This is a genomic window from Ruegeria sp., from assembly GCF_965199275.1.
GTDB lineage: Bacteria > Pseudomonadota > Alphaproteobacteria > Rhodobacterales > Rhodobacteraceae > Ruegeria.
The window spans coordinates 311,874-336,968 of the sequence record NZ_CBDAQX010000015.1; the positions used below are offsets into that span (position 1 = coordinate 311,874).

The window sequence follows — 25,095 nt, forward strand, 5'->3', positions numbered from 1 at the left end:
TTGCCCTAGACTGACGTGGGAATCCGCGGGCAGCGTCCTGACGCATATTTGGGGCGGGAGCGCGCGCCTCTCAATGGCGTGTCGTGCTCAGGCAGCCTCGTCCAGAGTGCGCAAAATCCAATCTCTTACCTTTCGCGCATCATCGGACAGAGGGGTTTTCTTGGACCAAACCAGATAGAACCCTTTACCCGTCGTCCATTGCCAATCGGATCGGGCGGCCAGAAGACCCTGATCGACCAGACGGTCGGTCAGGTGTTTCCAGCCGAAGGCAAAACCCTCACCGGCCATGGCCGCCTGCAGGACAAGCGCATAGTCATTCAATCGCAGCCCCGTGTTCGGAACTGCCGTCCTGATCGAGAAATTGGCGAACCAATCGCTCCAACTCGGACGCTGACGAATGGGTTCTTCCAGATGAATGAGGCGTTGGGACAGGAGATTCGGCAGGCTTCGCAGATCAACTGCGGCGGCCATGACGCGGGGCGAGGCGACGGGATAGATCGCCTCGGGCGCGATCAGGGCGCTTTCGCAATCCGCCCAGTTTCCATCCCCCAGACGCACCGCAAGGCTGATGTTTTCCGCGTCGATATCCGGTTCCCGGTCACTGGATTGCAGGCGTAAGTCGATCTTCGGATGCTGGCTTTGCAGATCGGCAAGTCGCGGCATGATCCAATAGTTGTTGAAGGCCGTTGATGCGCTGAGGGTGACATAGCCCGCCTGTTTCCTGACTTCCGACATTTTTTCGTATAAGTCATTGATATTATTATGCCTTGGTTGCCAAAAGGCACTACACGGACTTTTTTCGCCAGCGATTGTTTCGGAGTGTTGAGGGAGCTCAGGCTTTGGTCTGGCCAGTTTTTCGGGTGCGCCCGGGGGGTATCTTGAAAGGGGCTTCGTTCCAGGTCAGGCCGACGCAGGTGAGGATGCGTCTGGCATCGACCGTGGCATGGCTTGGCATGCCGTAGCGGTCAGGGGTGCCTTTGTGGCGCAGGATCGAGAGCTGCAATGCGTTCAACTCGTTGCGGATACGAGCCGGGCTCATCGGGTGTCCGAGCAGGTCCAGATGCTTGCGCAGGTGCTGCAGGCAGCAGAAGGCCATGTAGCAGATGGCGATATGGGCCCGGACCCGACGCGGCGACCAGTGATAGATGGGCCGGATTTTCAGATCGTGCTTGTTGGTGCGGAAGCAGGCTTCGATCTCCCACAACTGGTGATAGCGGGCAATGACGTCCTGTGCCTCCAGTTCGTCCGCACCATGAACAACAATGGCATGCAGCCCGTCCCATTGTGCCGCTGCCTTGATCTTTGCATCATCCAGCGTGACGTCCCCGCTGTCGGGGAAGGCCAGGAAGCGGCCATATCCCCGGCTGCTGAAGCTGCCGGGTTTGCGAGAGCGCTTGAGCTTCTTGTGCAGCTTTTCGATTGCCTTGTCGCGCTTGTGGGCATCATTGCGTGCCCGGGTGGGTGACCAGGTCACAATGACCCGCGCTCCCTCCTGGTCGATCACCTTGTACCAGCCCTTCTCGGTTGCCTCTTCAGAACCGTGTCCAGCCCAAGGCTGGCGTCCCTCCGGGCTCAAAATGTTCGCCTTCACGGCGGCCGGGGCGGACTTCATGCGATAGCCGAGGATGTAGGGCAGACCCTTGTTCTGCAACATCTGCTGGTTGTCCTTGCTGAGCATGGCGGCATCGGCCACGAACGTGACCCTGGCCACGTCGAAGCGTCCCTCCAACGCCTTCAGCGCAGCTTCCAGCGTATGACCTTCCCAGGTGTTTCCCGGGAAGAGTTCATAGCCCACAGGCAGCCCATCGGAGGTGACGATCAGCGCCAGCATGACCTGAGCGCGGTGATGCTTGCCATCCTTGCTGAAGCCCTTGGCCAGAAGATGATCCTGCTCGACCCCGTCCGCATCCTCGGCCGGGTCCTCGCGCTCGGTGTCAAAGGCCAGGGTCGTGCAATCGTAGAACAGCACGGTCACTGGCCCGCCCAGCAACTTCTCTGCCGCCGCGTGAGAGGTTTTGCAAATCCCGTCTATCACCGGCGTATTGATGTAATCCATGCTCCGATAGACCACGTCCAGATTGAGCGTGATGCCTGCCTGGTTCTCCAACGCCTCCACGGTCGCGCGCTTGCTCTCGGGCTGTGCGATCCGCGCCATAACCAGCTCTTTCACAATGCGATTGGCACTTTTACGCGCCGCCCCCAGAAGGGCCCCCCAACCCAGTTGGTCATACATCGTCCCCATGACATCCCGCAGACCCAGAGAGACCCGCGCCTCCTCACGGCACTCGGCAAGATCAACGCCAAGCTTGTCCGGCCGCGGAGCGCGGCGCACCAGCGCCTGCAGATCGGCATATTCCGTGGGCGTGAACAGTTCCATTTGCGGCGAGCGATCAATGCGTAATTGCTCCATCAAGCGGCCCGCCAGACGCTTGATATCCTCAATCTCGCTGTCGTTATGGGCCACACCCACATGGCGCAGGATCTTCTGGCGTACCTTGGAGCCGGTGCGGACGGATTCAACGATCTGGATCCGTGTGCGGTTGAGCTTTGCGTCATGTTTGGTGCGGATGAACATGGGCGAAGAGGTTAGCCATCTGAAGGCCCATGTCAATACTTTTTATAATAATGGGGCACTACAACGCGCCTCTGAGCAACCACACCTGAAAACAAACCAAAAACCCAGTCAGATCAACAAAAAGGTCGGAAGTCAGGAATGCTGTCGGCTTTCCTGACTTCCGACATTTTTTCGTATAAGTCATTGATATTATTATGCCTTGGTTGCCAAAAGGCACTACACGGACTTTTTTCGCCAGCGATTGTTTCGGAGTGTTGAGGGAGCTCAGGCTTTGGTCTGGCCAGTTTTTCGGGTGCGCCCGGGGGGTATCTTGAAAGGGGCTTCGTTCCAGGTCAGGCCGACGCAGGTGAGGATGCGTCTGGCATCGACCGTGGCATGGCTTGGCATGCCGTAGCGGTCAGGGGTGCCTTTGTGGCGCAGGATCGAGAGCTGCAATGCGTTCAACTCGTTGCGGATACGAGCCGGGCTCATCGGGTGTCCGAGCAGGTCCAGATGCTTGCGCAGGTGCTGCAGGCAGCAGAAGGCCATGTAGCAGATGGCGATATGGGCCCGGACCCGACGCGGCGACCAGTGATAGATGGGCCGGATTTTCAGATCGTGCTTGTTGGTGCGGAAGCAGGCTTCGATCTCCCACAACTGGTGATAGCGGGCAATGACGTCCTGTGCCTCCAGTTCGTCCGCACCATGAACAACAATGGCATGCAGCCCGTCCCATTGTGCCGCTGCCTTGATCTTTGCATCATCCAGCGTGACGTCCCCGCTGTCGGGGAAGGCCAGGAAGCGGCCATATCCCCGGCTGCTGAAGCTGCCGGGTTTGCGAGAGCGCTTGAGCTTCTTGTGCAGCTTTTCGATTGCCTTGTCGCGCTTGTGGGCATCATTGCGTGCCCGGGTGGGTGACCAGGTCACAATGACCCGCGCTCCCTCCTGGTCGATCACCTTGTACCAGCCCTTCTCGGTTGCCTCTTCAGAACCGTGTCCAGCCCAAGGCTGGCGTCCCTCCGGGCTCAAAATGTTCGCCTTCACGGCGGCCGGGGCGGACTTCATGCGATAGCCGAGGATGTAGGGCAGACCCTTGTTCTGCAACATCTGCTGGTTGTCCTTGCTGAGCATGGCGGCATCGGCCACGAACGTGACCCTGGCCACGTCGAAGCGTCCCTCCAACGCCTTCAGCGCAGCTTCCAGCGTATGACCTTCCCAGGTGTTTCCCGGGAAGAGTTCATAGCCCACAGGCAGCCCATCGGAGGTGACGATCAGCGCCAGCATGACCTGAGCGCGGTGATGCTTGCCATCCTTGCTGAAGCCCTTGGCCAGAAGATGATCCTGCTCGACCCCGTCCGCATCCTCGGCCGGGTCCTCGCGCTCGGTGTCAAAGGCCAGGGTCGTGCAATCGTAGAACAGCACGGTCACTGGCCCGCCCAGCAACTTCTCTGCCGCCGCGTGAGAGGTTTTGCAAATCCCGTCTATCACCGGCGTATTGATGTAATCCATGCTCCGATAGACCACGTCCAGATTGAGCGTGATGCCTGCCTGGTTCTCCAACGCCTCCACGGTCGCGCGCTTGCTCTCGGGCTGTGCGATCCGCGCCATAACCAGCTCTTTCACAATGCGATTGGCACTTTTACGCGCCGCCCCCAGAAGGGCCCCCCAACCCAGTTGGTCATACATCGTCCCCATGACATCCCGCAGACCCAGAGAGACCCGCGCCTCCTCACGGCACTCGGCAAGATCAACGCCAAGCTTGTCCGGCCGCGGAGCGCGGCGCACCAGCGCCTGCAGATCGGCATATTCCGTGGGCGTGAACAGTTCCATTTGCGGCGAGCGATCAATGCGTAATTGCTCCATCAAGCGGCCCGCCAGACGCTTGATATCCTCAATCTCGCTGTCGTTATGGGCCACACCCACATGGCGCAGGATCTTCTGGCGTACCTTGGAGCCGGTGCGGACGGATTCAACGATCTGGATCCGTGTGCGGTTGAGCTTTGCGTCATGTTTGGTGCGGATGAACATGGGCGAAGAGGTTAGCCATCTGAAGGCCCATGTCAATACTTTTTATAATAATGGGGCACTACAACGCGCCTCTGAGCAACCACACCTGAAAACAAACCAAAAACCCAGTCAGATCAACAAAAAGGTCGGAAGTCAGGAAAAGAGGCGTTCCCAAGCCTTCTTCCAGCCTGCGAATGGCAACGCTGACGGCGGGTTGTTGCACGTTCAGCTCCTGCGCGGCGCGGGTAAAGGACTGAAGACGGGCAGCAGCCTCGAATACGACCAGATTGCGGGGGGAGCCAAGCTGTTTCCAGAGTTCTTGCATAATCTGTGTTTATGCTAAGCATTCAATTTTTCAAGCGTCACATACGTTTTCTTGGTGATTAATATGCACCCAAAAAATGGAGTGCTATTAATGGCTCGGCGCGCACGTCAATCCCGTTCCCGCGGTTCCGAGGCCGGTTCTGTCCCGGCCTCCCCTTATATCCAACGAAAGTTGCCGTTCTTTGATCCTCTGAACGAGGAAGATCTGGCCCGTCTTGAGGCTCAGGTCGACTGGATTTTCCAGGACGTGGGAATCGCCTTCCGCGACGACCCCGAAGCGCTGGAGCTGTGGCGCCGCGAAGGGGCGCGGGTCGAAGGTGATGTCGTGAGGGCCGACGCACAATGGATTCGCAGCCTGTGTGCCAATGCACCCAAAAGCTTCACGCAGGTGGCGCGCAACCCAGACCGTTCGGTCGTGATCGGTGACGGTAACCAGGTTTTCGCGCCTGTCTACGGCGCACCTTTCGTGCGTGATCTAGAAGGCGGTCGCCGCTACGGAGATATCAAGTCATTCGAAAAGCTGGTGAAATTGACCTACCTGCACCCGAACCTGCACCATGGCGGTTTCGTGACCTGCGAACCCTGCGACGTGCCGGTCAGCAAGCGTCACCTCGACATGATGTTTGCGCACATGACCCTCAGTGACAAACCGCATCTGGGTGCCATCACCGAAATGAGCCGCGCGCAAGACAGTGTCGACATGGCCGAGATCGTCTTCGGTGCGGATTTCATGGAAGACAACTGCGTCATCATGGGCAACGTCAACACGAATTCTCCGCTGCTGGTCGACCGCGTTGTCACCGAAGCAGCGCGGGTCTATTCATCGCGCGGCCAAGGCATGATCGTGGTTCCATTCATCTTATCTGGTGCTATGGGTCCGGTCAGCACCGCCGCCAGTGTCGCACAGGCAATGGCCGAGGCGATGATGGTTTGTGCTTACGTCCAACTGCTGCGCCCCGGAGCGCCTTTTGTTCTGGGCAACTTCCTGTCGTCCATGTCGCTGAAATCCGGCGCACCGACCTTTGGTATGCCCGAACCAGTGATCTCGAACTACGCCATCGGCCAACTGGCCCGCCGTGCCGGTCTGCCGCTGCGTTGCGGTGGCTCTCTGACTGCCTCCAAGATCGAAGACGCGCAGGCTGCGTATGAATCGGCGGATTCGATGCATTCGACCATGTTGGCCGGTGCAAACTTCGTTCTGCACTCGGCCGGTTGGCTCGAGGGCGGCCTTTGTACTGGATTTGAAAAGCTGATCATGGATGCGGACCGTCTTGGCTCATACCAGAAGGTCCTCAGCCAGGGACTGGACACCAGCGACGACGCCTTCGCCCGTGACGCCTATGAAGAGGTCGACGCAGGCGGTCACTTTCTGGGCTGTGCCCACACCATGCGCAACTACCAAACCGCATTCTACGAACCCAAGCTCAGCGACAGCGAAAACGTCGAAAGCTGGGAAGAGGGCGGTTCCAAGGACATGCGCCGCCGCGCCTATGAGCGCTGGAACCAGATGCTGAACGAATACCAGCCCCCCGCGATGGACGAGGCCAAGAAAGAAGAACTGGCCGCCTATGTGTCCAAACGCAAAGAAGAAATTCCGGACGCCTGGTACTGACGAAGGCGATCCCTTCATCTGGCCAGAAATATCTTCGGGGGTGAATTGAGCCGCAGGCTCAAGAGGGGGCAAACAACCTCCTTCCCCCATCACCACAAGAAAACGACACAGGAAACTCCCATGCCTGAGATTCGAAAAGACGAAACCACGTCTGGCAAAAAGCTGCCCTCCCACGCCAAGGTCGTTGTCGTCGGCGGCGGTGTTGTCGGCTGTTCGATCCTCTTTCACCTGGCCAAGTTTGGCTGGAAAGACGTTGTCCTGCTGGAACGTGACGAACTGACATCCGGCTCCAGTTGGCACGCGGCGGGTCAGATCCACACGATCAGTTCGGATCCCAACATCTCGCGCCTGCAGAGCTATACCATTGATCTCTATAAAGAGATTGAAGAAACCTCGGGTCATTCGGTCGGCATGCACATCACCGGCGGTTTCTACGCGGCGTCGACCAAGGAGTGGTACGACTACCTCAAGCGTGAACGCTCGAAAGCGCGCTACATGGGCCTGCATCAGGAATTCATCAGCCCGCAGGAACTGGCCGAGCGTCACCCGCTGATCGACCCCAAACACTATCACGCCGCGCTCTGGGACGAACAAGACGGCGACGTGGACCCCTCAGGCGCAACCTACGCCTTCGCGAAATCCGCCCGTCACCACGGTGCGCAATACTTCACCCATTGCGGTGTAACCTCGATGAGCCAGCGCCCCGATGGCAGCTGGGATCTGACCACACCCAAAGGTGTCATCAACGCTGAGCAGGTTGTGAACTGCGGCGGCCTCTGGGCACGCGAAGTGGGCCATATGTCGGGCATCCATCTGCCCGTACAGCCGATGGAGCACCACTATCTGATCACCGACGCGATCCCGATGATCAAGGATCGCATGGAAAGCATGGGCGAAGCCGGTCGTCTGCCCGCGGGCATCGACTATGAGGCCAACATCTACTTCCGTCAGGAACGCCACGGCATGCTTCTGGGCACCTACGAACCCAAATCGACCCCGTGGAAAGTCGATGGCACACCATGGGATTTCGGCCATGAGCTGCTGCAACCCGATCTGGACCGCATCGCCGACCGTCTGGAAATGTCGTTCGAGCGTATCCCGGCCATTGGTGAATCCGGCATCAAGGACACGATCAACGGCCCGTTCACCTTCGGCCCCGATGGCAACCCGATGATCGGCCCGGTTCCGGGCATGAAGAATTACTGGGTCGCCGTGGGCGTCATGGCGGGCTTCTGTCAGGGCGGCGGCGTTGGTCTGACCATGGCCGAATGGATGATCGACGGCGAGCCTTCGATCGACGTCTGGGCGATGGACGTGGCCCGCTTTGGCGAGTTCGCAACGCCGGACTGGGGCACCATCAAATCCTCGGAAAACTACGAGCGTCGCTTCGTGATGACCTTCCCGAACGAAACGCTGCCCAAAGGCCGGATGCAGAAAACCACTGCGCTCTATGACCGTCTGGTCGAAAAGGGCGCCGTGATGGGGCAGGGCTTTGGTCTGGAAAACGCCCTGTGGTTTGCCGACAACGCCGAAGACGCGCATGAAACCCCGACCTTTGAGCGGAACCGCAGCCACGACTACGTGGCGCGCGAAGTCAAAGCCGTGCAAGAGGCCGTCGGCGGTATCGAAATCGCCAACTTTGCCAAGCATGAGTTCAAGGGTGCCGGTGCGCGAGACTACCTGAACCGCACTCTGGCGGGTTACATCCCGAAACCGGGCCGTCTGGCGCTGACCCCGATGCTGACCAAAAAAGGCCGCCTCTATGGGGACCTGACCGTGGCTTGTCTGGGCGACGACCACTTCATGCTGTTCGGATCGGGCGCGATGCAGGATGCGCACCGCCGCTGGTTCGAAAGGGACCTGCCTGCGGATGTTAGCTATGCCAATGTCTCGGATGACTGGCACGGGATCGCCCTGTCTGGCCCCAAATCACGCGAGCTGCTGGCACGTATCACCCGCGACGACGTCAGCGCCGATGCGCTGAAGTTCCGCGATCTGCGTCAGACCTTTGTGGGCGGCGTGCCGGTGATCCTGAACCGTATCTCGTTCTCGGGCGAGCTGGGCTTTGAGATCTACTGCAAGCCGATGTACCTGCTGCGTCTGGCCGAGGCGATCGAAGAGGCCGGGGCCGATCTGGGTTAAAGCTGGTACGGTGCACGCGCGCTGATGTCGCTGCGCCTTGAAAAAGGCTGGGGCGTCTGGACCACCGATTTCCGTCCTGACTTCAACGCGGTCGAATCCGGCATGGATGTCTTCATCAACAGGAAGAAGGACTTTGTCGGCAAGGATGCGACGCTGAAGTTCAAGGAAGATGGCGGTGCCCGCAAGCTGGTTACCATGACCATCGACGTGGACGGCATCGATGTCTCGAATGACGAGGCGATCCTGAAAGATGGCGAAGCGGTCGGTTATGTCTCTTCCGGCGGCTACGGCCACCGCGTCGGGAAGTCGATGGCGATGGGCTACGTCGCAACCGAGAGCGCCGCACCGGGAACCAAGCTGCAGGTGGAAATCCTGGGTGATTTCTACGACGCCGAAGTTCTGGGTGCGCCCGCCTATGACGCCAATGGCGCCAATATGCGGACGTAAGAAAGGAAAGCTGGAATGGGTCGTCCCGAGATCAATTTTGCAGATGCAAGCACACGGGTGAATGAGCTGAACCGCTTCATTTTCCTGCTGACGCCGGGGTTCTCTGCTTTGGACCTTGGGGCCGGGATCGACTCATTGGGGGCGGCGAATGCCGCCTCCGAGCAGGCTATTTTTGAATGGAATATCGTCAGCGAAACCGGCGAGGCGGTGACCTCATCCTCGGGGATGACGGTTGCTGTTGATGACGGTTTGATCAAGACCCGCCGGGGCGATTGCATTGTCATTTGCGGGCCGATGACCGTGGATCGGTCGATCTCGAATGAGTTGAAATCCTGGTTGCGGCAGGGGCGTCGGTTCGGCGTTCAGCTTTGCGGCATCGGGGGTGGGTCCGGTATTCTGGCCATGGCCGGAGTGGCCAGCGGCCAGAGCCTGAGCGCGCATTGGAAACAGCAACCCGTGATGGTTGAGCTGTTCCCGACCGTGGAATCCAACTGCTCGGTCTTTGTGGATGAAGGCCCGATTGCGACCTGCGGTGGAGGTGTCACCACGCTCGATCTGTTCTCATCGCTGATCGGTCAGGCCTGTGGTCAGACTGTTGCCTCCCGCGTGGCGGATCAATTGCTATATGCGTCGGTGCGTCCAAAGGACGGCAGGCAAACGCAGACGGATTTGTTCCGCTTTGGCCGCCGTCATGAGAAACTGGCGACCGCCATCATGATCATGCGCGAAAACCTTGAAAACCCATTGTCACCCAGTGTCGTGGCCGAAAGCGCGGGCCTCTCGACCCGACAGCTTGAGCGCCTGTTTCAACGCTACGTCGGCACGAGCCCGAAGAACTATATGACCCGTCTGAGGCTCGAGCGTGCGCGCACACTGTTGCAGCAAACCGATATGCGGGTGCTGGATGTGGCCATCGCCTGCGGATTTGGCTCAGCCAGCTATTTCTCCAAATGCTTCCGCCGGTATTTCGGAACCTCTCCGCATATGCAGCAGAAGTCGGTCTGAAAGACCGAGCTTTAGTCCGAAAACCTGCTCTTACCGCGCGTTGGGCGAACCTTTGTGGTGCAGAATACGCCCAATTGTGTTCATGAGGATTTGTGCCGCCAGAATGGCGGTGCTGCCCGTGTGATCATAATCTGGGGCCACTTCGACCAGATCCAACCCCACCACATCACCGCGCTGGGTCAGACCGTCGAGCAGTTCCAGCACTTCGTAATACAGGAAACCACCGTGGCTGGGCGTGCCGGTACCAGGCGCGATGGAGGGATCGAAACCGTCAATGTCTATGGTGACATAGTACCTGGCGCCCTCCGGTATCCGGTCCAGAACGGCCTCGGTCCCCAGTTCGCGCAATTGCCGGACGGACAGGATGTCTGACCCCATACGACGGGCGTCCTCATAGCCCTCTTTTGCGGTCGACGAGACGTTGCGGATGCCGATCTGTGTCAGTCCCGAGACATAGGGTTTTTCCGCCGCACGCCGCATTGGGTTTCCATGCCCGAACCGAACCCCGTGCCGTTCATCCACGAAATCCAGATGCGCGTCGATCTGAACAATGTGAATGGGGCCGTTCTTTTCGCAATCCGCAGCAAAGGCATCAATGCAGGGGATGTTGACCGAATGATCTCCGCCCAGAACCACGGGCAGAGCCCCGGCCTCAAGGCATTTTTCGACACCGAACTTGATGTTCTGATGGCTTTTTTCGGTGCTGGTATGCACGATATCCGCGTCGCCCAGATCCACGATATGGGTGGTTTCCGCAGGCAGGTAGGTGATGTCATCTTCATGGTCGTATGCACCGCCATGCCCGAAGGAAAACAAGGTCGAGGCTTCGCGGATGGCGCGCGGGCCGAACCGCGCGCCGGGCCGGAATTGAGTGCCAAAATCGAACGGAGCGCCAAGGATCGCGACATCAGCTTCGATCGCATCCCAGTCGCTGACATAGGGATATTTGCCAAAGGTCGAGATCCCGACGAAGGGCAAGTTTAACCGACCGCCTTCATATCCATGTGCGCTCATTCTTCAGTCTCCAACCGCTATTCTTGCGCCATAGTGTGTCGAGAACATTCTGAATTGTCCGGTGTAGGTAACATGCCAATTGTCCGCTTCAGTTGATTGCGCGGTGGCCCAATTCGGAGGGAGCCGTAGGCGACCGTAGATTTGGGCCACCGCGTTCGCGCCACGTCGAAGCGGGTCACGCGACTTTGTGTTTGCTATCCTCCTGTGTGATGGGTGATCCGTCAGGCTGGTAGCGGCCAATGCATCTCGGGCCGTGGAAGATGACCAGTTGACCATCGGGGTATTCGTGGACCCTGACCTTCGCCTTGACGAAATGATGACGGTGCCTGTCTGCCGCGATCTGCATGACCAGGCCCTTGTAGCGCACCGTATTGTCGTTGCCGACGACGCGGTCTTCCTGCACACACAGGGTGTCGCGCACATTGCCTGTAAACGGCACGAAGGCCGAGGTCGTATCCTCCGGCTCCTTTGCAAACAGGGCATTGTGTTCGGGAAGATAGACCTCTTTCAGGAACTGATTGGCCTCTTCAATGGTTGTGATCCCATGGGACCGCAGTTCCTGCGGCAATCGGTTCTGGAACGTGCCAAACATGCGTTCAGACCGTCCACGGGCCTGCGGTGAATAGGCCGGGATCAGCTCAATGCCGAGTTGCTGCAAGGCGCGCCCGACCTGGGTCAGATTGTCCTTGTCCACTTTGCCGCCCGCTTCGGGCGTATGCCAGTAATGAGAGCCCCGATCGGCATAGAGCGAGCAAAACAGACCTTGCGCCTCGATCACCTCTGTCAGCCCCTGAAAACTGCTCATCGTCCCTTCTTCCTCGACAAAGAATGCCGAATAAACCCGGTTGGTGGCATCGTCCATGGTGACGATCAGATCCCACCACTGACCCGGAACCCATTCATGGCTGGAGCCGTCCTGATGCAACATCATGCCAACCATCGGACGGCGGGGCCGCTTGCGCCGATGGGCACCTCGTCGGGGTGCTGCCTGAACCCGGCCGTGGCGCTGCAGTGTAAGCCGCACCCAGTTGTAGCTCTGTGTGAAACCATGGTGGGCCACCAGCTTCTCGTGGAAATGCTTCGGCGTGTAATCCCAGTACTTGGTATCAAACAGTTCAAGCATCTCCATGACCTTATCCGTGGCAACACGATTGTTGGCCAGTTTGCCAAGCCGACGGTCGTACAGACCTTCTGCACCATCCGCCTCAAATCGATCCTCCCAACGCCTGACGGTGCGCACGGATACACCCAGTATCTCAGCCGCCTGTTCTTGCGTCAGCTTGTTCGCGCTTCGCCGCGAATACACATCTTCAAACTTCATCAGTCGAACTTCCTGTAACACTTCTGCTCGGTTCATAACGCCTCCTCTCAGAGACAGAATAGAACCGGACAGATCGCATGTTACATACACCGGACATATCGCGTGTTAGCGACATTCTTGCGCCATAGTGTGGGATATTTATGCGAAGGGCCATAGGGTTGTGATGAAGGAGGCGAAATCTATCGCCCCCCTCAGCGCATCACAAACGGGTTCGACATGGGTTGATCAGAGGTGTTCAGCCACACGGTCTTGGTGCGCGTGTAGTCCTGAATGGCCTCGATCCCCGCTTCGCGGCCATAGCCGGACTGGTTGTAGCCGCCAAACGGCGCGATAGGGGACACCGCTCGATAGGTGTTGATCCAGCAAATACCGGCCTTCAATCGGGACGACACGCGATGCGCGCGGGCGACATTTTCGGTGAACACGCCCGATCCCAATCCGAACGGGGTATCGTTGGCCAGAGCGATTGCTTCTTCTTCGGTGTCGAAGGGCAACAGGGACATGACGGGCCCGAACATCTCCACCTTCATGGTCTCGGTCTCGGGTGATGCACACTCGATCAGAGTGGGTGCCATGAAGTTTCCGGGTCGGTCAAGCGGCGCGCCGCCAAACCGGATGCGCGCGCCTTGATCGGATGATTTTGCCAGTACCGTCTTGATATTGGCGATCTGTGCATTGGTGCAAAGCGGCCCGATATGGGTTGCAGCGTTCAACGGGTCACCCACGGTGACGTCTTTCATTTTCTCTTCGATCCTGGCTGCCAAGGCCTCCAGAATTGGGCGATGTATCAAACCACGAGATCCGGCGACGCAGCTTTGTCCGGAGGCTCCGAAATTGCCTGCGATCAACCCATTGGCGGCTCCGTCCAGATTGGCATCGTCAAATACCAAAATCGGGGATTTTCCCCCAAGCTCCAGCGTGGTTACGGCGAAGTTTTCGGCCGAGTTGCGAACCACATGGCGCGCGGTTTCCGGGCCGCCGGTGAAGGCGATGCGATCCACGTCGGGGTGTCGAGTCAGGGGGATGGCGCAGTTTTCTGCATCGCCCGTGATGACCGAGACGACGCCGGGCGGGAAACCGGCCTCCTCGACCAGACGCGCGAATTCCAGCATCGGCGCGGGCGCAATCTCAGAGGCCTTCAGCACCACCGAACACCCGGCGGCAAGGGCTGGCCCCAGCTTGGTTGCCGTCAGGAACATCTGCGCGTTCCAGGGTACGATCGCGACGACAACGCCGATCGGTTCGCGGCGGGTAAAGACATGCAGGTTGGGCTTGTCGATCGGAAGCACCGCACCTTCGATCTTGTCGGCCAACCCGGCATAGTAGCGATAGTAGTCGCCGACATAGGCCGTCTGGCTTGCCGTTTCGGCCAGGAGCTTTCCGCTGTCTTTCGTCTCAATCTCGCCGAGGCGCTTGGCATTTTGTTCAATCAGCTCTGCAAGCCTGAACAACAGTTTGCCACGCTCGGTCTGCGTCAGATCCCGCCAAGCCGGGTCATTCAGGGATCGACGCGCCGCCGTGATGGCGCGATCCACATCCTCGGGCGCGGCGCAGGCGAAACTGGCCCAGGCCTCGCCCGTAGCAGGGTTTTGCGAGGTCAAGACCTGCCCGTTGGCGCCCTCGGTCCAGGTTCCGTCGACGAAAAGCTGATAGTGTGGGTTCTGTTGCATCACGGGTCCTTATTGAAACTTTGGCATCACGTCGTCGATGAACCGGGCCAGCGAAGCGCGCTTGCGCTCAAAGCTCATGCCGCTGTCGATCCAGAACGAGTATTCATCATAGCCAAGGTCTTGATAGTGCTTCAGGCGATCCGTGACCTGCCCAGCCGTGCCAACCGTCAGATCGCGGGCCATGTTTTCAGGTGCCATCATGGTGTTGGCGGCCATTTCCTCATCGGTCAGAGTTTGGATCAGCCCCTGATGTACGGGGCGCTTGTTCTGGAACCACGCGCCAAAATAGTTGTAAAAACGAGAAAGCTTTTGCGTGGCCTGATCCACATCAGCGGCGTCCTGTCCGACATAGGTGTGGTGAAGCAGCATGATCTTGGGGCGCGGCCCGTCATACTTGGCGCAGGCATCATTGAAGCGGCCCATCAAACTCTCAATCTCTGCGTTACCTTGCCAGAGCGGTGTGACTTGAATGTTGAATCCATTCTGGACACCGAATTCATGGCTATTCGGGTCGCGGGCCGCGATCCAGATCGGAGGTCCTCCGTCCTGAACGGGTTTCGGCGCAGAGGTGGTGGCGGGGAATTGGAAATACTCTCCCTCATGGGCGCAATCGCCTTCCCACAGTTTGGGCAATAGGGGAGCGATTTCCCGCATGCGTTGGCCCGCGTCCCAGGCATCCATACCAGGGATCAATCGCTCATATTCATAGGAATAGGCCCCGCGTGCGATACCCAGTTCGATGCGCCCTCCGGTCATCAGGTCGGCCGCGGCTGTTTCACCGGCCAATTTGATCGGGTGCCAGAACGGGGCGATGACCGTGCCCGTGCCAAGGCGGATGTTTTTGGTGTGATGCGCGATATCGACGAGGGACATCAATGGATTGGGCGCGATGGTGAAATCCATCCCGTGATGCTCGCCCGTCCACACCGCTCGCATACCGGCGTCATCCGCCATTTTGCACAGCTCGATAAACTCTTCATACAGTTTCTCATGAGGCTGTTCGGGATTGAGCCGCTCCATATGAGCAAAGAGGGAAAACTCCATCATTCAGTCCTTTCCGAGAGAGTATGTACATCGCCCCGCTGTGCGTCGCCGAGGTATAGGGAAAAGTCGCGGGTCAGGCTTTCAAACGCAAAGCGGGACATCATGGTGGCGATGGCCGGGGTTGCGAAAGTCAGGTTTGCAAGGTTTTCGATGGCAACCGCTTCAAGGCCACTGTCGTTGGGCAGAGTCGATGCCGACGCGAGCGTGTAGACATGGTGGGTCGTGGCATCGTCGTAGACAGAATAGACCGCATCTAACTGCGCTGTGATCCCGCGCGCTGCCAAGTCTTGCTGCAGGCTTTCGCGCAGGGCTTGATGATCCGACAAGCTGATCTGCGGCGGGCGGTATCCGGATTCGGTTTTCTCCAATAGCACCTTTCCGTCGCATTCGATGATTGCTCCGCAAACCACGGATCGACCCGTGGCCTCCAACGCGCCGCGTTCCAGACCAAGGCTGAAATACTGCCCGTTTGCGTATCCGAGGCCTCGGGTTTCTGTGTAGGAATAGGCCTCAACCTCTCCGATCAGAACGCAGTGATCTCCAGCCTCGATGGCTTGATGGGCCCGACAGGAAAACGTCGCAACTGCACCATCCAGAAGAGGGACGCCATTGGCGTCCAACTGATGCCCGGTTTTGGCAAACCGATCCCCTTTGAACCCTGCGAAGGTGTTTGAGACATCCTCTTGCCCCTCAGCCAAAATGTTCACCGCGAAATGCGCGCAGCTCGCGAAGGCATCGTAGGAGGACAGGTTCTTGCCCGGGCAAACCAGCAAAAGCGGCGGGTCCAGAGACACGGATGAGAAGGAATTGGCAGTGAACCCCAACGGAACGCCCGCGGCATCGCGCGTCGTCACAACTGTGACGCCGGTCATGAAGCTGCCAAAGGCGCGCCGCAGGTCGCGAGGATCGAGACTGGTCATTGTTGCACCTCATTCAGAAAGGTTGAAAGGGCTGCGTTAACTTCTGCGGCATGGGTCATCGGCATCATATGAGCGGCGCCCTTGATGATCTGCGCCCGCCCGCTTGGAACAAGTTCCGCCATGGCGCGTGACATGTCCGGGGTCGAGTTGGGTTCAAGATCGCCCGTTATAAACAAGGCGGGGCAGGTGAGCGTCTTCAAATCGTCCCGGCGCGGGATCGGACTGTTGGCAAACACTGTATAGGCTTGCTTGTAGGCCGCAGGATCTGTCGCGGTCAACCAAGTCCGGCAGGCAGCGCATTCGTGCGGATCAGTATCACCAAACCAACGCTGCAGAGTGCCCGTCGGATCACTTGGTGTTTGACCGTCAAGCGCTGCGGCTCGGGTTGTGACGGCCTGTGTGGCCTCGGCACTGCGTTCGAAAATGGCGTTCAGTGCAACGACGCCGGCGACATGTTGCGGTGCCTTGGCCGCAAGATTGAGCGCGATCATTGCGCCCATGGAATGACCAACAACTACGGTTAGTCCGCCCAGTTGATCCAGAACGCGCAATGTAGCTTCGGTGTATCCCGACAGTTCTGCGCGCGTATTGCCTATTGGGCTTTCGCCATGACCGGGCATGTCCGGTGCGGTCAGACGCGCCACGGATGCCAGCGCGTCCAATTGGGCGCCCCAGGCCTCGGCGCGCAAACCGACACCATGCAGCAACAGGACATTCGGTCCCGCGCCGGTCTGGATTGCTGCGAGCCCGCCGATCTCAGACCGCGGCCGGGTTGTCCACGTCATGGCCCAAATCCTTGAGGTCCTGATAGCGGTCGCCAATGCGGTGATGCGGCCGACCCGAGGTCGCCGCGCCAAGCACAACAACGATCTCGTCGTCGCGTGGCGCGTCGGGGATCGCAAACTGGATGGTCAGATAGTGCGAGCGCCGCCCGGCGTCGTTCTTGTCCATCAGCGGCACCATGATCGGAGCGTTCGCGGGCCCTCGGGTATTGGTAAAGGCCAGATATGACTTTGCGTCGACGGCCTGCCGGTAGTGATTGCCAAAGCGCAGAGTGTGAATGAGGCCCGAGGCATGCTCGACCTCGCCATTCAGACCAACCACTGCGGCCTTGCCATAGGCCTCGATCGCATCCCCGCTGCCAGCCAGCGCAATCATACGCTCGGTCATCATTTCACCCAGAACGGGACCGTAGGCCTGAATCTCGGGTTTCAAATCTTCGACATATCGCCCGGCCCACGGGTTGGTGACCACAGCGGCCACTGCAAACATGCGCCAAGGGGTCTTTGCGGGGCGAAACCCCTCGACCAAAACTTCTTCGTCATAGGTTACGATTTTGCGTATTTCCGGCTGCATAAAACCTCTCCTGTCGCGCGGGCCGACGTTAGAAACGGGGCTGGTTTTTGACAAATGATAGAACTATGTGCTTTGACATTAAAAAGACTAATGACTGGCTTGGCCTATGGCAAAATCACTTCCTCCTCTGACCTGGTTTCGATCCTTTGAGGCCGCCGCCCGCACGCTTAGCTTTACCGCGGCGGCCGAGGAAATAGGTCTGACGCAATCGGCGGTTAGCCAGCAGGTGAAATCACTTGAATTGCGATTGGGCGCACCCCTTTTCGTGCGCCATCCGCGCAGTCTGGCGCTGACGGATGTGGGGAGAAAGCTGTTGCCCGAGGTCGGCAAGGCGCTTGAGGCGCTGGCTGTTGCCGCCGGGCAGGTCGACACCAACGCGTCCGGAGACGTTCTGACGGTCGCGACCTCGGTCAGTATCGCGCAATGGGTCATCGCCCCACATCTGCCCGTGTTTGCCCGTCAGCACCCGGACATTCGCGTACGGCTGCTCAGCGCGATTTGGCCGGACGATTTCAATGCATCCCAGGCGGATGTGCAGGTGCGGTTCGGATCGAAGAAACAGGTGGGGCAGGGGACTGTTCGTCTGATGCCTGACCGGCTTGTGCCTTTTAAATCTCCGGCCCTGTTGGGGGATATATCGGACTTGCCTCTGATTGAGGCCGTAGGGACTTCAGGCGGGTGGGGTCGATGGTTGGAAAGCCAAGGGTTACAAAGCCGGCCCACTGTTTTTGTGGATACTTTTGGCATGGCGCTTCAATTGGCTGCGCATGAGGGGGGCGTGGCTCTGGTGAGCGAGCTTTTGGCAAAACACGCGCTTGATACGGGCGTGGTCGAGCGCGCGCATGACGGCTCAATCGACAGCAATGAGGGGTATTTTCTATCCGCGAATAGCTCGAACCCGGCGGCGGGGTTGTTTCATGACTGGCTGTTGGATCAGGTCGGTTAACGATCAGAAGAGTTGACAGATCAAGGGCGATCGGATCACGTCAGGCAAAATGGCGGGGAGATACATGAAGATCGTTGCGAATACACACCGGGCAGGTCCCAAACTTGCGCCCTCGGCCCCTTATCCGTCGACAGATGCGGCCCGCGTTGCGGCCTTGTTGTCCATGTGCCCGGCGGCGAAGGAGACCCTGTTGGTGGATGCGGCAGGCCTCGCCCCGGTTGCGCAGCTTTGGGTAAAGGATGAACGCGCGCGTATGAATCTGGGCTCGTTCAAAGCCCTAGGCGCGGCCTATGTGATTGCGCGCCACGCTGCCGAAGCCTCGGACGCGCCGGGTGCAGACACATTGGCAGGGTCAACCTACGTGACCGCCAGTGCCGGGAATCACGGGATGAGCGTCGCGGCGGGCGCGCGGATGTTTGGCGCAAAAGCTGTAGTTTATATTGCCGAGACGGTGCCCGAGAGCTTTGCCGCACGGTTGAATGGCCAAGGTGCTGATGTGGTTCGCAGTGGCTCTGACTATGCGGCCAGCATGCAAGCGGCAAGCGCGGCGGCTGAGGAGAACGGGTGGATACTTCTCTCGGACAGTTCGTGGGACGGGTATTATGAACTGCCGTGGACCCTGATGGAGGGGTATCTGCAAATGGCGGCCGAATCGGTCGACCAATGCCCCGAAGTTCCGACTCACATCATGTTGCAGGCCGGTGTTGGTGGTCTGGCCGGGGCTGTCGCTGCCTATGCGCGCAAAGCCTGGGGTGACGCGCCGAAAATAGTCGTGGTCGAACCTGAAGCCGCGCCCGCCCTGCAGGCCAGTATTGAGGCGGGGTCATGCGTGTTCGCCGATGGGCCGGATAGCATCATGGGGCGACTGGACTGCAAGGAGCCGTCGTTGATCGCGCTGAACGGATTGGCGCGCGACGCCGACTTGTTCCTGACACTTTCGGATGAGGACGTATCCGAGAAACTGCCCGCCATGGCCGCAGCGGGGTTGGAGACAACAGCCTCGGGCGGCGCTGGGCTTGCCGCGGTTCTGAATGACCAGGCACGGACCGAATTGGGAATGACTGAGGCCTCACGTGTGCTGTGCATCCTCTCCGAGACCGCAGAATGAGGGGGTTTGCGCCATCCGAGTTTGAAGCGCGTACCAAGCGCGCACAGCAGTTGATGGATGCCGCGGATCTTTCGGCGCTTTTGCTGGCAACCGAGACGGATCTACGCTATTTCACCGGATTTCTGACCCGGTTCTGGGAAAGCCCGACCCGCCCGTGGTTCCTCATCCTGCCAGCCGCGGGCAAACCGATCGCGGTGATCCCGTCGATCGGGGCAGCCCTCATGGCGCAGACATGGATCGATGATATCCGCACGTGGAGTGCGCCTGATCTGAAAGATGACGGTGTCTCCCTGCTGCGCGACGCGCTGGTCGAAGTGACACCCGAAGAGGGGCGAATTGGGATACCGGATGGGCATGAGACGCACCTCCGCATGCCTTTGGCAGACCTTGATCGTTTGCGCGGCCTGCTTGGAACTCGGACGCTGACAGGCGACAGGGGCATTCTGCGCCAGTTGCGCATGGTCAAGTCCGAGGCCGAGATTGCCAAGATCGAAACCGCCTGCAGCATTGCCGGTCGGGCCTTCGCCCGTGTCCCTGAGATCGCGGGGGAGGGGATGCCATTGGATGAAGTGTTCCGCCGCTTTCAGATGTTGTGCCTAGAGGAGGGCGCCGATTGGGTGCCTTATCTTGCCGGCGGGGCAGAGCAGGGCGGCTACGCGGATGTGATTTCACCAGCCTCTGGCGAACCGCTGGCGCTTGGTGATGTGTTGATGTTGGACACCGGATTGGTTTGGGACGGGTATTTCTGCGACTTCGACAGAAACTGGTCAATCGGCCCGCCTCGGCCTGATGTGGCAAACGCCCATGCCCGGTTGATCGAAGCCTCGGATGCTGCGTTCGATATCGCCAGGCCGGGCGCAACCGCAGCGGATTTGTTTCATGCTATGAACACCGTTCTCACGGCGGATGCAGAGGGTACGGATGCGGGTCGTCTGGGCCATGGTTTGGGAATGTCACTGACCGAATGGCCCTCTCTGATCCCGACGGACAATACAGTTCTGGAACCGGGCATGGTTTTGACACTGGAACCGGGCATCGCCGTTGGTGCCAAAATTCTGGTGCATGAGGAAAACATCGTCATCACTGACAGCGCCCCACGGTTTATCAGCCCTAGGATCGGGCCGGAGATGATGCAGCTATGACCCATGTCCCTTACACTCTGGACGAAGACGATCCAAACGCCTCGCCGCTTGGGCTGATCGTTTTGCAGGTCGATGAGACGCTTGAGCCTGAGTTCGGCGCATACTTCGCGGATCGTAAATACCCCCTTCACGTCACGCGCATTCCCAGCGGTATTGAGGTTACGACCGAAAGCCTTGCCGAGATGGAGAAGGCGCTGCCTGCGGCGGCGGAATTACTTCCCAATGCGCGACCCTACAAGGTTGTGGGTTATGGCTGCACCTCGGCCAGTTCGGTGATCGGGTCAGAGCGCGTCGCGGAACTGGTCAAGCAGACATGCAATACCCGTGAAGTCACGAATCCTCTGCGCGCGGCGATTGCCTGCGCTGCCGACCTCGGTGTTTCGAAATTTGCTCTGCTGTCGCCTTACATCGAGGAGGTCAACATACCTCTGCGTACCGCGTTTCAGGCTAGCGGTATAAGCATGGATGTGTTCGCAAGTTTCGGGGAGGCTGAGGAGGCCAAGGTGGCGCGGATCTCGACGGAATCCGTGGTCGAAGCTGCCTCCGAACTGGGAGCAGATTCAGCGGTCGAGGCGGTGTTCCTGAGTTGTACCAACCTGCGAACTCTCGACGCGATACCGAAAATCCAAGAGCGGATCGGAAAACCTGTTTTGTCGAGTAATCAAAGCCTTGCGTGGCATATGAGGCGCTTAAACGCTGTGCATTGACAGGTAAGTGTGAACTCAATTTTGGCAAAAGCACCATAACTTGTTGCCAAGTGCGTATCGCTTGGTCTTAACTGTGGATCACAGATCAATGAAATCCGAAAGCCTCGGGTAATCATTTGACGAAACAGGGGGTCTTGTGACCGGTACAACGAACGACGCCGCGTTTGTCGAATTTCAACGCGTTCAGAAGTCTTATGATGGCGAGAATCTCGTCGTTAAAGATCTCAACCTTGCAATGCCGAAGGGCGAGTTTCTGACAATGCTTGGGCCGTCAGGCTCAGGCAAGACAACATGCCTTATGATGCTCGCCGGGTTTGAAACCGCTACCCATGGTGAAATCCTGCTGGATGGAAATCCAATCAACAATATCCCGCCGCACAAACGTGGGATTGGCATGGTGTTTCAGAATTACGCTCTGTTCCCGCACATGACGGTGGCCGAAAACCTTTCGTTTCCTCTGGAAGTTCGCAAGCTGGGCAAGTCCGAGCGTGACGAAAAGGTCAAACGCGCTCTGGACATGGTGCAGATGGGTGCCTTTGGCGGGCGTCGTCCGGCGCAGCTTTCCGGTGGTCAGCAACAGCGGATCGCTCTGGCACGGGCCCTGGTGTTCGAGCCGGAACTGGTTTTGATGGACGAGCCGCTGGGCGCGCTGGACAAACAGCTGCGTGAGCATATGCAGTTCGAAATCACCCGACTGGCGCATGAGCTGGGCATTACCACCGTGTATGTGACCCACGACCAGACCGAAGCTCTGACGATGTCAGACCGTGTCGCCGTGTTCGACGATGGACGCATTCAGCAGCTGGCCCCGCCGGATCAACTCTATGAAGAGCCCGACAACAGCTTTGTCGCGCAGTTCATCGGCGAGAACAACACGCTGGAAGGTGTGGTCAAATCCATCGACGGCGACGGCTGTGTGGTGCAGCTGGATGACGGATCAGAAATTGATGCGGTGCCGATCAATGTGCACAATCCGGGCGAACGGACCAAGGTTTCGATCCGGCCGGAACGTGTCGAATTCAACAAGGATCGTCTGCATGCCGACGCGCATACGCTGAAGGCGACGGTTAAGGAATTCATCTATATGGGCGACGTGTTCCGCTTCCGCATGTCTGTAGCGGGCAATGACGAGTTCATCGTCAAGACACGGAACGCCCCCGATGCCATTCGCCTGCAACCCGGTCAAGAGATCGATATCGGTTGGCTGGCAAAGGATTGTCGTGCGCTTGACGCATAGACCAAGCCGCGCGGCACAAGCGCGGTTACACTGAGGGACCGGCTGGCGAAAACCCGTGCGTCGGCTGACCATACAACAAACGGGAAATACTGGGAGTTTTACATGAAACCAACAAAGACACTGCTGACTGCAGCGGCTCTGGCAACAGCGGCCGGTGGCGTTTCCGCCGAAGAGATGACTATCGTCTCTTGGGGGGGAGCCTATTCCAAATCGCAGCTTAAGGCCTATCACGAGCCCTATTCGGAAAAGACTGGCGTCACCATCCTGAACGATGACAGCTCGGCCGAAGCGGTTGCCAAGCTGCGCGCTATGAATGAAGCCGGGAACATCACCTGGGACGTCGTTGACGTTGTTGCGGCGGACGCGATCCGTCTCTGCGACGAAGGTCTGGCGATGGAAATCGATCCCGACACCATGCTGGCCCCGGCACCTGATGGCACGCCCGCATCCGAAGACTTCGGTGACCTGCTGGTTAGCGACTGCTTTATCCCGCAGATCGTTTACTCGACCACATTCGGCTATCGCACCGACCTGGTTGGTGACACACCGCCGACAGACGTCTGCGCCGTGTTTGATCTGGAAAACTATCCGGGCAAGCGTTCGCTGGAAAAGCGTCCGATCAACAACATGGAATGGGCTCTGATCTGTGACGGCGTTGCCAAGGGCGACGTTTATGACGTGCTGGCGACTGCAGAGGGTCAGGATCAGGCTCTAGCCAAGCTCGACACCATCAAGGACAGCGTTGTCTGGTGGTCGGCAGGTGCCGACACGCCCCAGCTGCTGGCTGATGGCGAGGTCATCATGGGCTCGACCTACAACGGTCGTCTGTTCAGCGTGATCGAAGAGCAGAACCAGCCCGTTGCCATGCTGTGGGATGCGCAGGTGTTCGATCTGGACGGTTGGATCATCCCGGCCGGTCTGAGCGAAGAGCGTCAGGCACGCGCACTGGACTACATCATGTTCGCGACCGACACTCAGCGTCTTGCGGATCAGGCCAAGTACATCTCGTACGGTCCGGCCCGTGCCTCGTCGGCTCCGCTGGTGGGTCAGCATGCCGATCTGGGTATCGACATGGCGCCGCACATGCCGACCGATCCGAACAACGCCAAGAACACGTTCCTGTATAACTACGAGTTCTGGGCTGACTACCGCGACGACATCGACGCCAAGTTCCAGGCGTGGTTGGCGCAATAAGCGTCTGATTTCATGACAAAGTCGGGGGCGGCGCGCCGCCCCCGGACCAAAGAAAACCCAAGGGGCACTGATGACTGACGCAAGCCAAAACGCCGGACCTATGCTGGCAGCGGATGGAACGCCGCTCAAGCAATCGCTGGCACGTTCGTTGAGGCGACAAAAGCTGCGGGCGCTGATGCTGGTGGCCCCTCTCCTATTGTTCGTGCTGTTCTCGTTCATCGTGCCGATTGCATCGATGCTTTTCCGGTCGGTGGAAAACAGCATTGTGCAGCAAACCCTGCCCCTGACGGTCGAAGCCTTGCAAAGCTGGGACGAAAACAGTGGCGAACTGCCTGACGAGGCCGTCTATGACGCCTTTGTCCGCGACATGGTCGTGGCGGTCGACAACAAGACACATACCCGACTGGGCTCGCGCCTGAACTACGAAGAGACAGGCATGTCCTCGATGTTCCGCCGCTCGGGTCGGAAAATGGGTAAGCTGGATCCCGAAACAGATGGGCCGTTCAAGGATCAGGTGATCGAAATCCATGAGGGCTGGGGCGAACCGCAGACTTGGGCGGTGATCAAGACTCACTCGCCCGCCGTAACGAATGGCTACTTTCTGAACGCGGTCGATATGCGCCGCACTCCCGAAGGCGCGCAGGCGCAGCCTGAGGACAAGCAGATTCTGATCAAGCTGTTCGGGCGCACCTTGTTCATGTCGCTGGTGATTACCGCGTCCTGTATCTTGTTGGCCTATCCGGTCAGTTACCTGCTGGCGACCCTACCGATGAGGGTGTCAAACCTGCTGATGATCCTAGTTTTGTTACCCTTCTGGACCTCGCTATTGGTGCGAACGTCTGCGTGGAAGGTCATGCTGCAACAACAGGGTGTGATCAACGAAACGCTGGTTTGGCTTGGGTTGGTGGCCGATGACGCCCGACTTGTCATCATAAACAACCAGATCGGTACGATCATCGCGATGACGCATATTCTGCTGCCGTTTATGATCCTGCCGATGTACTCGGTGATGCAAACAATACCCGAGTCCTACACCCGCGCCGCGAAATCCATGGGCGCGACGAATTGGACGACCTTCTGGCGCATCTATTTCCCGCAATCCATTCCGGGCATCGGCGCTGGATCGATTCTTGTATTCATTCTGGCCATCGGCTACTACATCACGCCCGAGATCGTGGGCGGCACCAAGGGCGTCTTCATCTCGAACCGGATTGCCTACCACATCTCGTCCTCGCTGAACTGGGGGCTGGCCGCGGCGCTGGGTACGATCCTACTAGCCGTCGTGCTGTTGCTCTACTGGTGTTACGACAAGATCGTCGGCATTGATAACGTGAAGCTGGGATAA

The 25,095-nt window shown here is 58.8% G+C and carries 21 protein-coding genes and 1 pseudogene; 11 read left to right on the forward strand and 11 right to left on the reverse strand.

The genetic code is table 11. The features are described 5' to 3' along the window. Positions 1–87 precede the first annotated feature (87 nt). A complete protein-coding gene (locus ACOERD_RS12735; protein WP_419739267.1) occupies positions 88–735 on the reverse strand; it encodes a LysR substrate-binding domain-containing protein in 648 nt (215 codons plus the stop codon). Between the two features lie 97 nt (positions 736–832). Further along, positions 833–2,575 carry an IS1634 family transposase gene (locus ACOERD_RS12740; protein WP_419737624.1) on the reverse strand — a complete coding sequence of 581 codons (1,743 nt, stop codon included), beginning with the start codon at positions 2,573–2,575 and terminating at the stop codon, positions 833–835. Here ACOERD_RS12740 and ACOERD_RS12745 point away from each other — a divergent pair. Further along, positions 2,568–2,732, forward strand: coding sequence for a hypothetical protein (locus tag ACOERD_RS12745; protein ID WP_419739268.1), 165 nt, complete (start codon positions 2,568–2,570; stop codon positions 2,730–2,732). The two genes, ACOERD_RS12740 and ACOERD_RS12745, sit on opposite strands and share 8 nt — an antisense overlap. A gap of 107 nt (positions 2,733–2,839) precedes the next feature. On the opposite strand, the gene ACOERD_RS12750 is transcribed toward ACOERD_RS12745, so the two are convergent. Next, positions 2,840–4,582 carry an IS1634 family transposase gene (locus ACOERD_RS12750; protein ID WP_419737624.1) on the reverse strand — a complete coding sequence of 581 codons (1,743 nt, stop codon included), beginning with the start codon at positions 4,580–4,582 and terminating at the stop codon, positions 2,840–2,842. Between the two features lie 58 nt (positions 4,583–4,640). Next, the gene (locus ACOERD_RS12755; protein WP_419739269.1) at positions 4,641–4,886 is read right to left on the reverse strand and encodes a helix-turn-helix domain-containing protein; all 246 of its coding nucleotides are present in this window, start codon (positions 4,884–4,886) and stop codon (positions 4,641–4,643) included. Between the two features lie 90 nt (positions 4,887–4,976). Between ACOERD_RS12755 and ACOERD_RS12760 the strand changes: the two genes are divergently transcribed. The 3 genes and pseudogenes from ACOERD_RS12760 (at position 4,977) to ACOERD_RS12770 (ending at position 10,091) form a co-directional block, all read left to right on the forward strand. After that, entirely contained in the window at positions 4,977–6,497 is a 1,521-nt protein-coding gene (locus tag ACOERD_RS12760; protein WP_419739270.1) for a trimethylamine methyltransferase family protein, read from the forward strand. A gap of 120 nt (positions 6,498–6,617) precedes the next feature. Continuing rightward, positions 6,618–9,086, forward strand: a pseudogene (locus ACOERD_RS12765) (GcvT family protein). A gap of 15 nt (positions 9,087–9,101) precedes the next feature. Continuing rightward, positions 9,102–10,091 (forward strand): GlxA family transcriptional regulator, encoded by a 990-nt coding sequence (locus ACOERD_RS12770; RefSeq protein WP_419739271.1) that lies wholly within the window; start codon positions 9,102–9,104, stop codon positions 10,089–10,091. A 30-nt stretch (positions 10,092–10,121) separates the two neighbouring features. Here ACOERD_RS12770 and speB read toward each other — a convergent pair whose 3' ends face one another. The 7 genes from speB to ACOERD_RS12805 all read right to left on the reverse strand — a co-directional run bounded on the left by speB (position 10,122) and on the right by ACOERD_RS12805 (position 17,416). Next, positions 10,122–11,105, reverse strand: a complete 984-nt coding sequence (speB, locus tag ACOERD_RS12775; RefSeq protein WP_419739272.1) for an agmatinase — start codon at positions 11,103–11,105, stop codon at positions 10,122–10,124. Between the two features lie 175 nt (positions 11,106–11,280). Continuing rightward, positions 11,281–12,462 carry an ISNCY family transposase gene (locus ACOERD_RS12780; protein ID WP_419737631.1) on the reverse strand — a complete coding sequence of 394 codons (1,182 nt, stop codon included), beginning with the start codon at positions 12,460–12,462 and terminating at the stop codon, positions 11,281–11,283. A gap of 155 nt (positions 12,463–12,617) precedes the next feature. Next, positions 12,618–14,096, reverse strand: coding sequence for an aldehyde dehydrogenase (locus ACOERD_RS12785; RefSeq protein ID WP_419739273.1), 1,479 nt, complete (start codon positions 14,094–14,096; stop codon positions 12,618–12,620). A gap of 9 nt (positions 14,097–14,105) precedes the next feature. Then, entirely contained in the window at positions 14,106–15,140 is a 1,035-nt protein-coding gene (locus ACOERD_RS12790) for an LLM class flavin-dependent oxidoreductase (RefSeq protein WP_419739413.1), read from the reverse strand. Continuing rightward, on the reverse strand, positions 15,140–16,060 hold the full coding sequence (locus ACOERD_RS12795; protein WP_419739274.1) for a flavin reductase family protein: 921 nt from the start codon (positions 16,058–16,060) through the stop codon (positions 15,140–15,142). The genes ACOERD_RS12790 and ACOERD_RS12795 overlap by 1 nt, the downstream gene beginning before the upstream one ends. Next, positions 16,057–16,845 (reverse strand): alpha/beta fold hydrolase, encoded by a 789-nt coding sequence (locus ACOERD_RS12800; protein WP_419739275.1) that lies wholly within the window; start codon positions 16,843–16,845, stop codon positions 16,057–16,059. Before ACOERD_RS12800 ends, ACOERD_RS12795 begins: the two co-directional genes overlap by 4 nt. Continuing rightward, positions 16,817–17,416 (reverse strand): amino acid synthesis family protein, encoded by a 600-nt coding sequence (locus ACOERD_RS12805; protein WP_419739276.1) that lies wholly within the window; start codon positions 17,414–17,416, stop codon positions 16,817–16,819. The genes ACOERD_RS12800 and ACOERD_RS12805 overlap by 29 nt, the downstream gene beginning before the upstream one ends. 106 nt (positions 17,417–17,522) lie before the next feature. Between ACOERD_RS12805 and ACOERD_RS12810 the strand changes: the two genes are divergently transcribed. The 7 genes from ACOERD_RS12810 (at position 17,523) to ACOERD_RS12840 (ending at position 25,095) form a co-directional block, all read left to right on the forward strand. Further along, the gene (locus ACOERD_RS12810; protein ID WP_419739277.1) at positions 17,523–18,362 is read left to right on the forward strand and encodes a LysR family transcriptional regulator; all 840 of its coding nucleotides are present in this window, start codon (positions 17,523–17,525) and stop codon (positions 18,360–18,362) included. A gap of 64 nt (positions 18,363–18,426) precedes the next feature. Next, entirely contained in the window at positions 18,427–19,470 is a 1,044-nt protein-coding gene (locus tag ACOERD_RS12815) for a pyridoxal-phosphate dependent enzyme (protein ID WP_419739278.1), read from the forward strand. Continuing rightward, complete coding sequence (locus ACOERD_RS12820) at positions 19,467–20,612, forward strand: M24 family metallopeptidase (protein WP_419739279.1); 1,146 nt, start codon at positions 19,467–19,469, stop codon at positions 20,610–20,612. The genes ACOERD_RS12815 and ACOERD_RS12820 overlap by 4 nt, the downstream gene beginning before the upstream one ends. Beyond that, on the forward strand, positions 20,609–21,319 hold the full coding sequence (locus tag ACOERD_RS12825; RefSeq protein WP_170473727.1) for an aspartate/glutamate racemase family protein: 711 nt from the start codon (positions 20,609–20,611) through the stop codon (positions 21,317–21,319). Before ACOERD_RS12820 ends, ACOERD_RS12825 begins: the two co-directional genes overlap by 4 nt. A gap of 136 nt (positions 21,320–21,455) precedes the next feature. After that, on the forward strand, positions 21,456–22,556 hold the full coding sequence (locus tag ACOERD_RS12830; RefSeq protein ID WP_170380378.1) for an ABC transporter ATP-binding protein: 1,101 nt from the start codon (positions 21,456–21,458) through the stop codon (positions 22,554–22,556). A gap of 102 nt (positions 22,557–22,658) precedes the next feature. Further along, positions 22,659–23,750, forward strand: a complete 1,092-nt coding sequence (locus ACOERD_RS12835; protein WP_419739280.1) for an extracellular solute-binding protein — start codon at positions 22,659–22,661, stop codon at positions 23,748–23,750. 100 nt (positions 23,751–23,850) lie between these two features. Further along, complete coding sequence (locus tag ACOERD_RS12840; RefSeq protein WP_419739281.1) at positions 23,851–25,095, forward strand: ABC transporter permease; 1,245 nt, start codon at positions 23,851–23,853, stop codon at positions 25,093–25,095.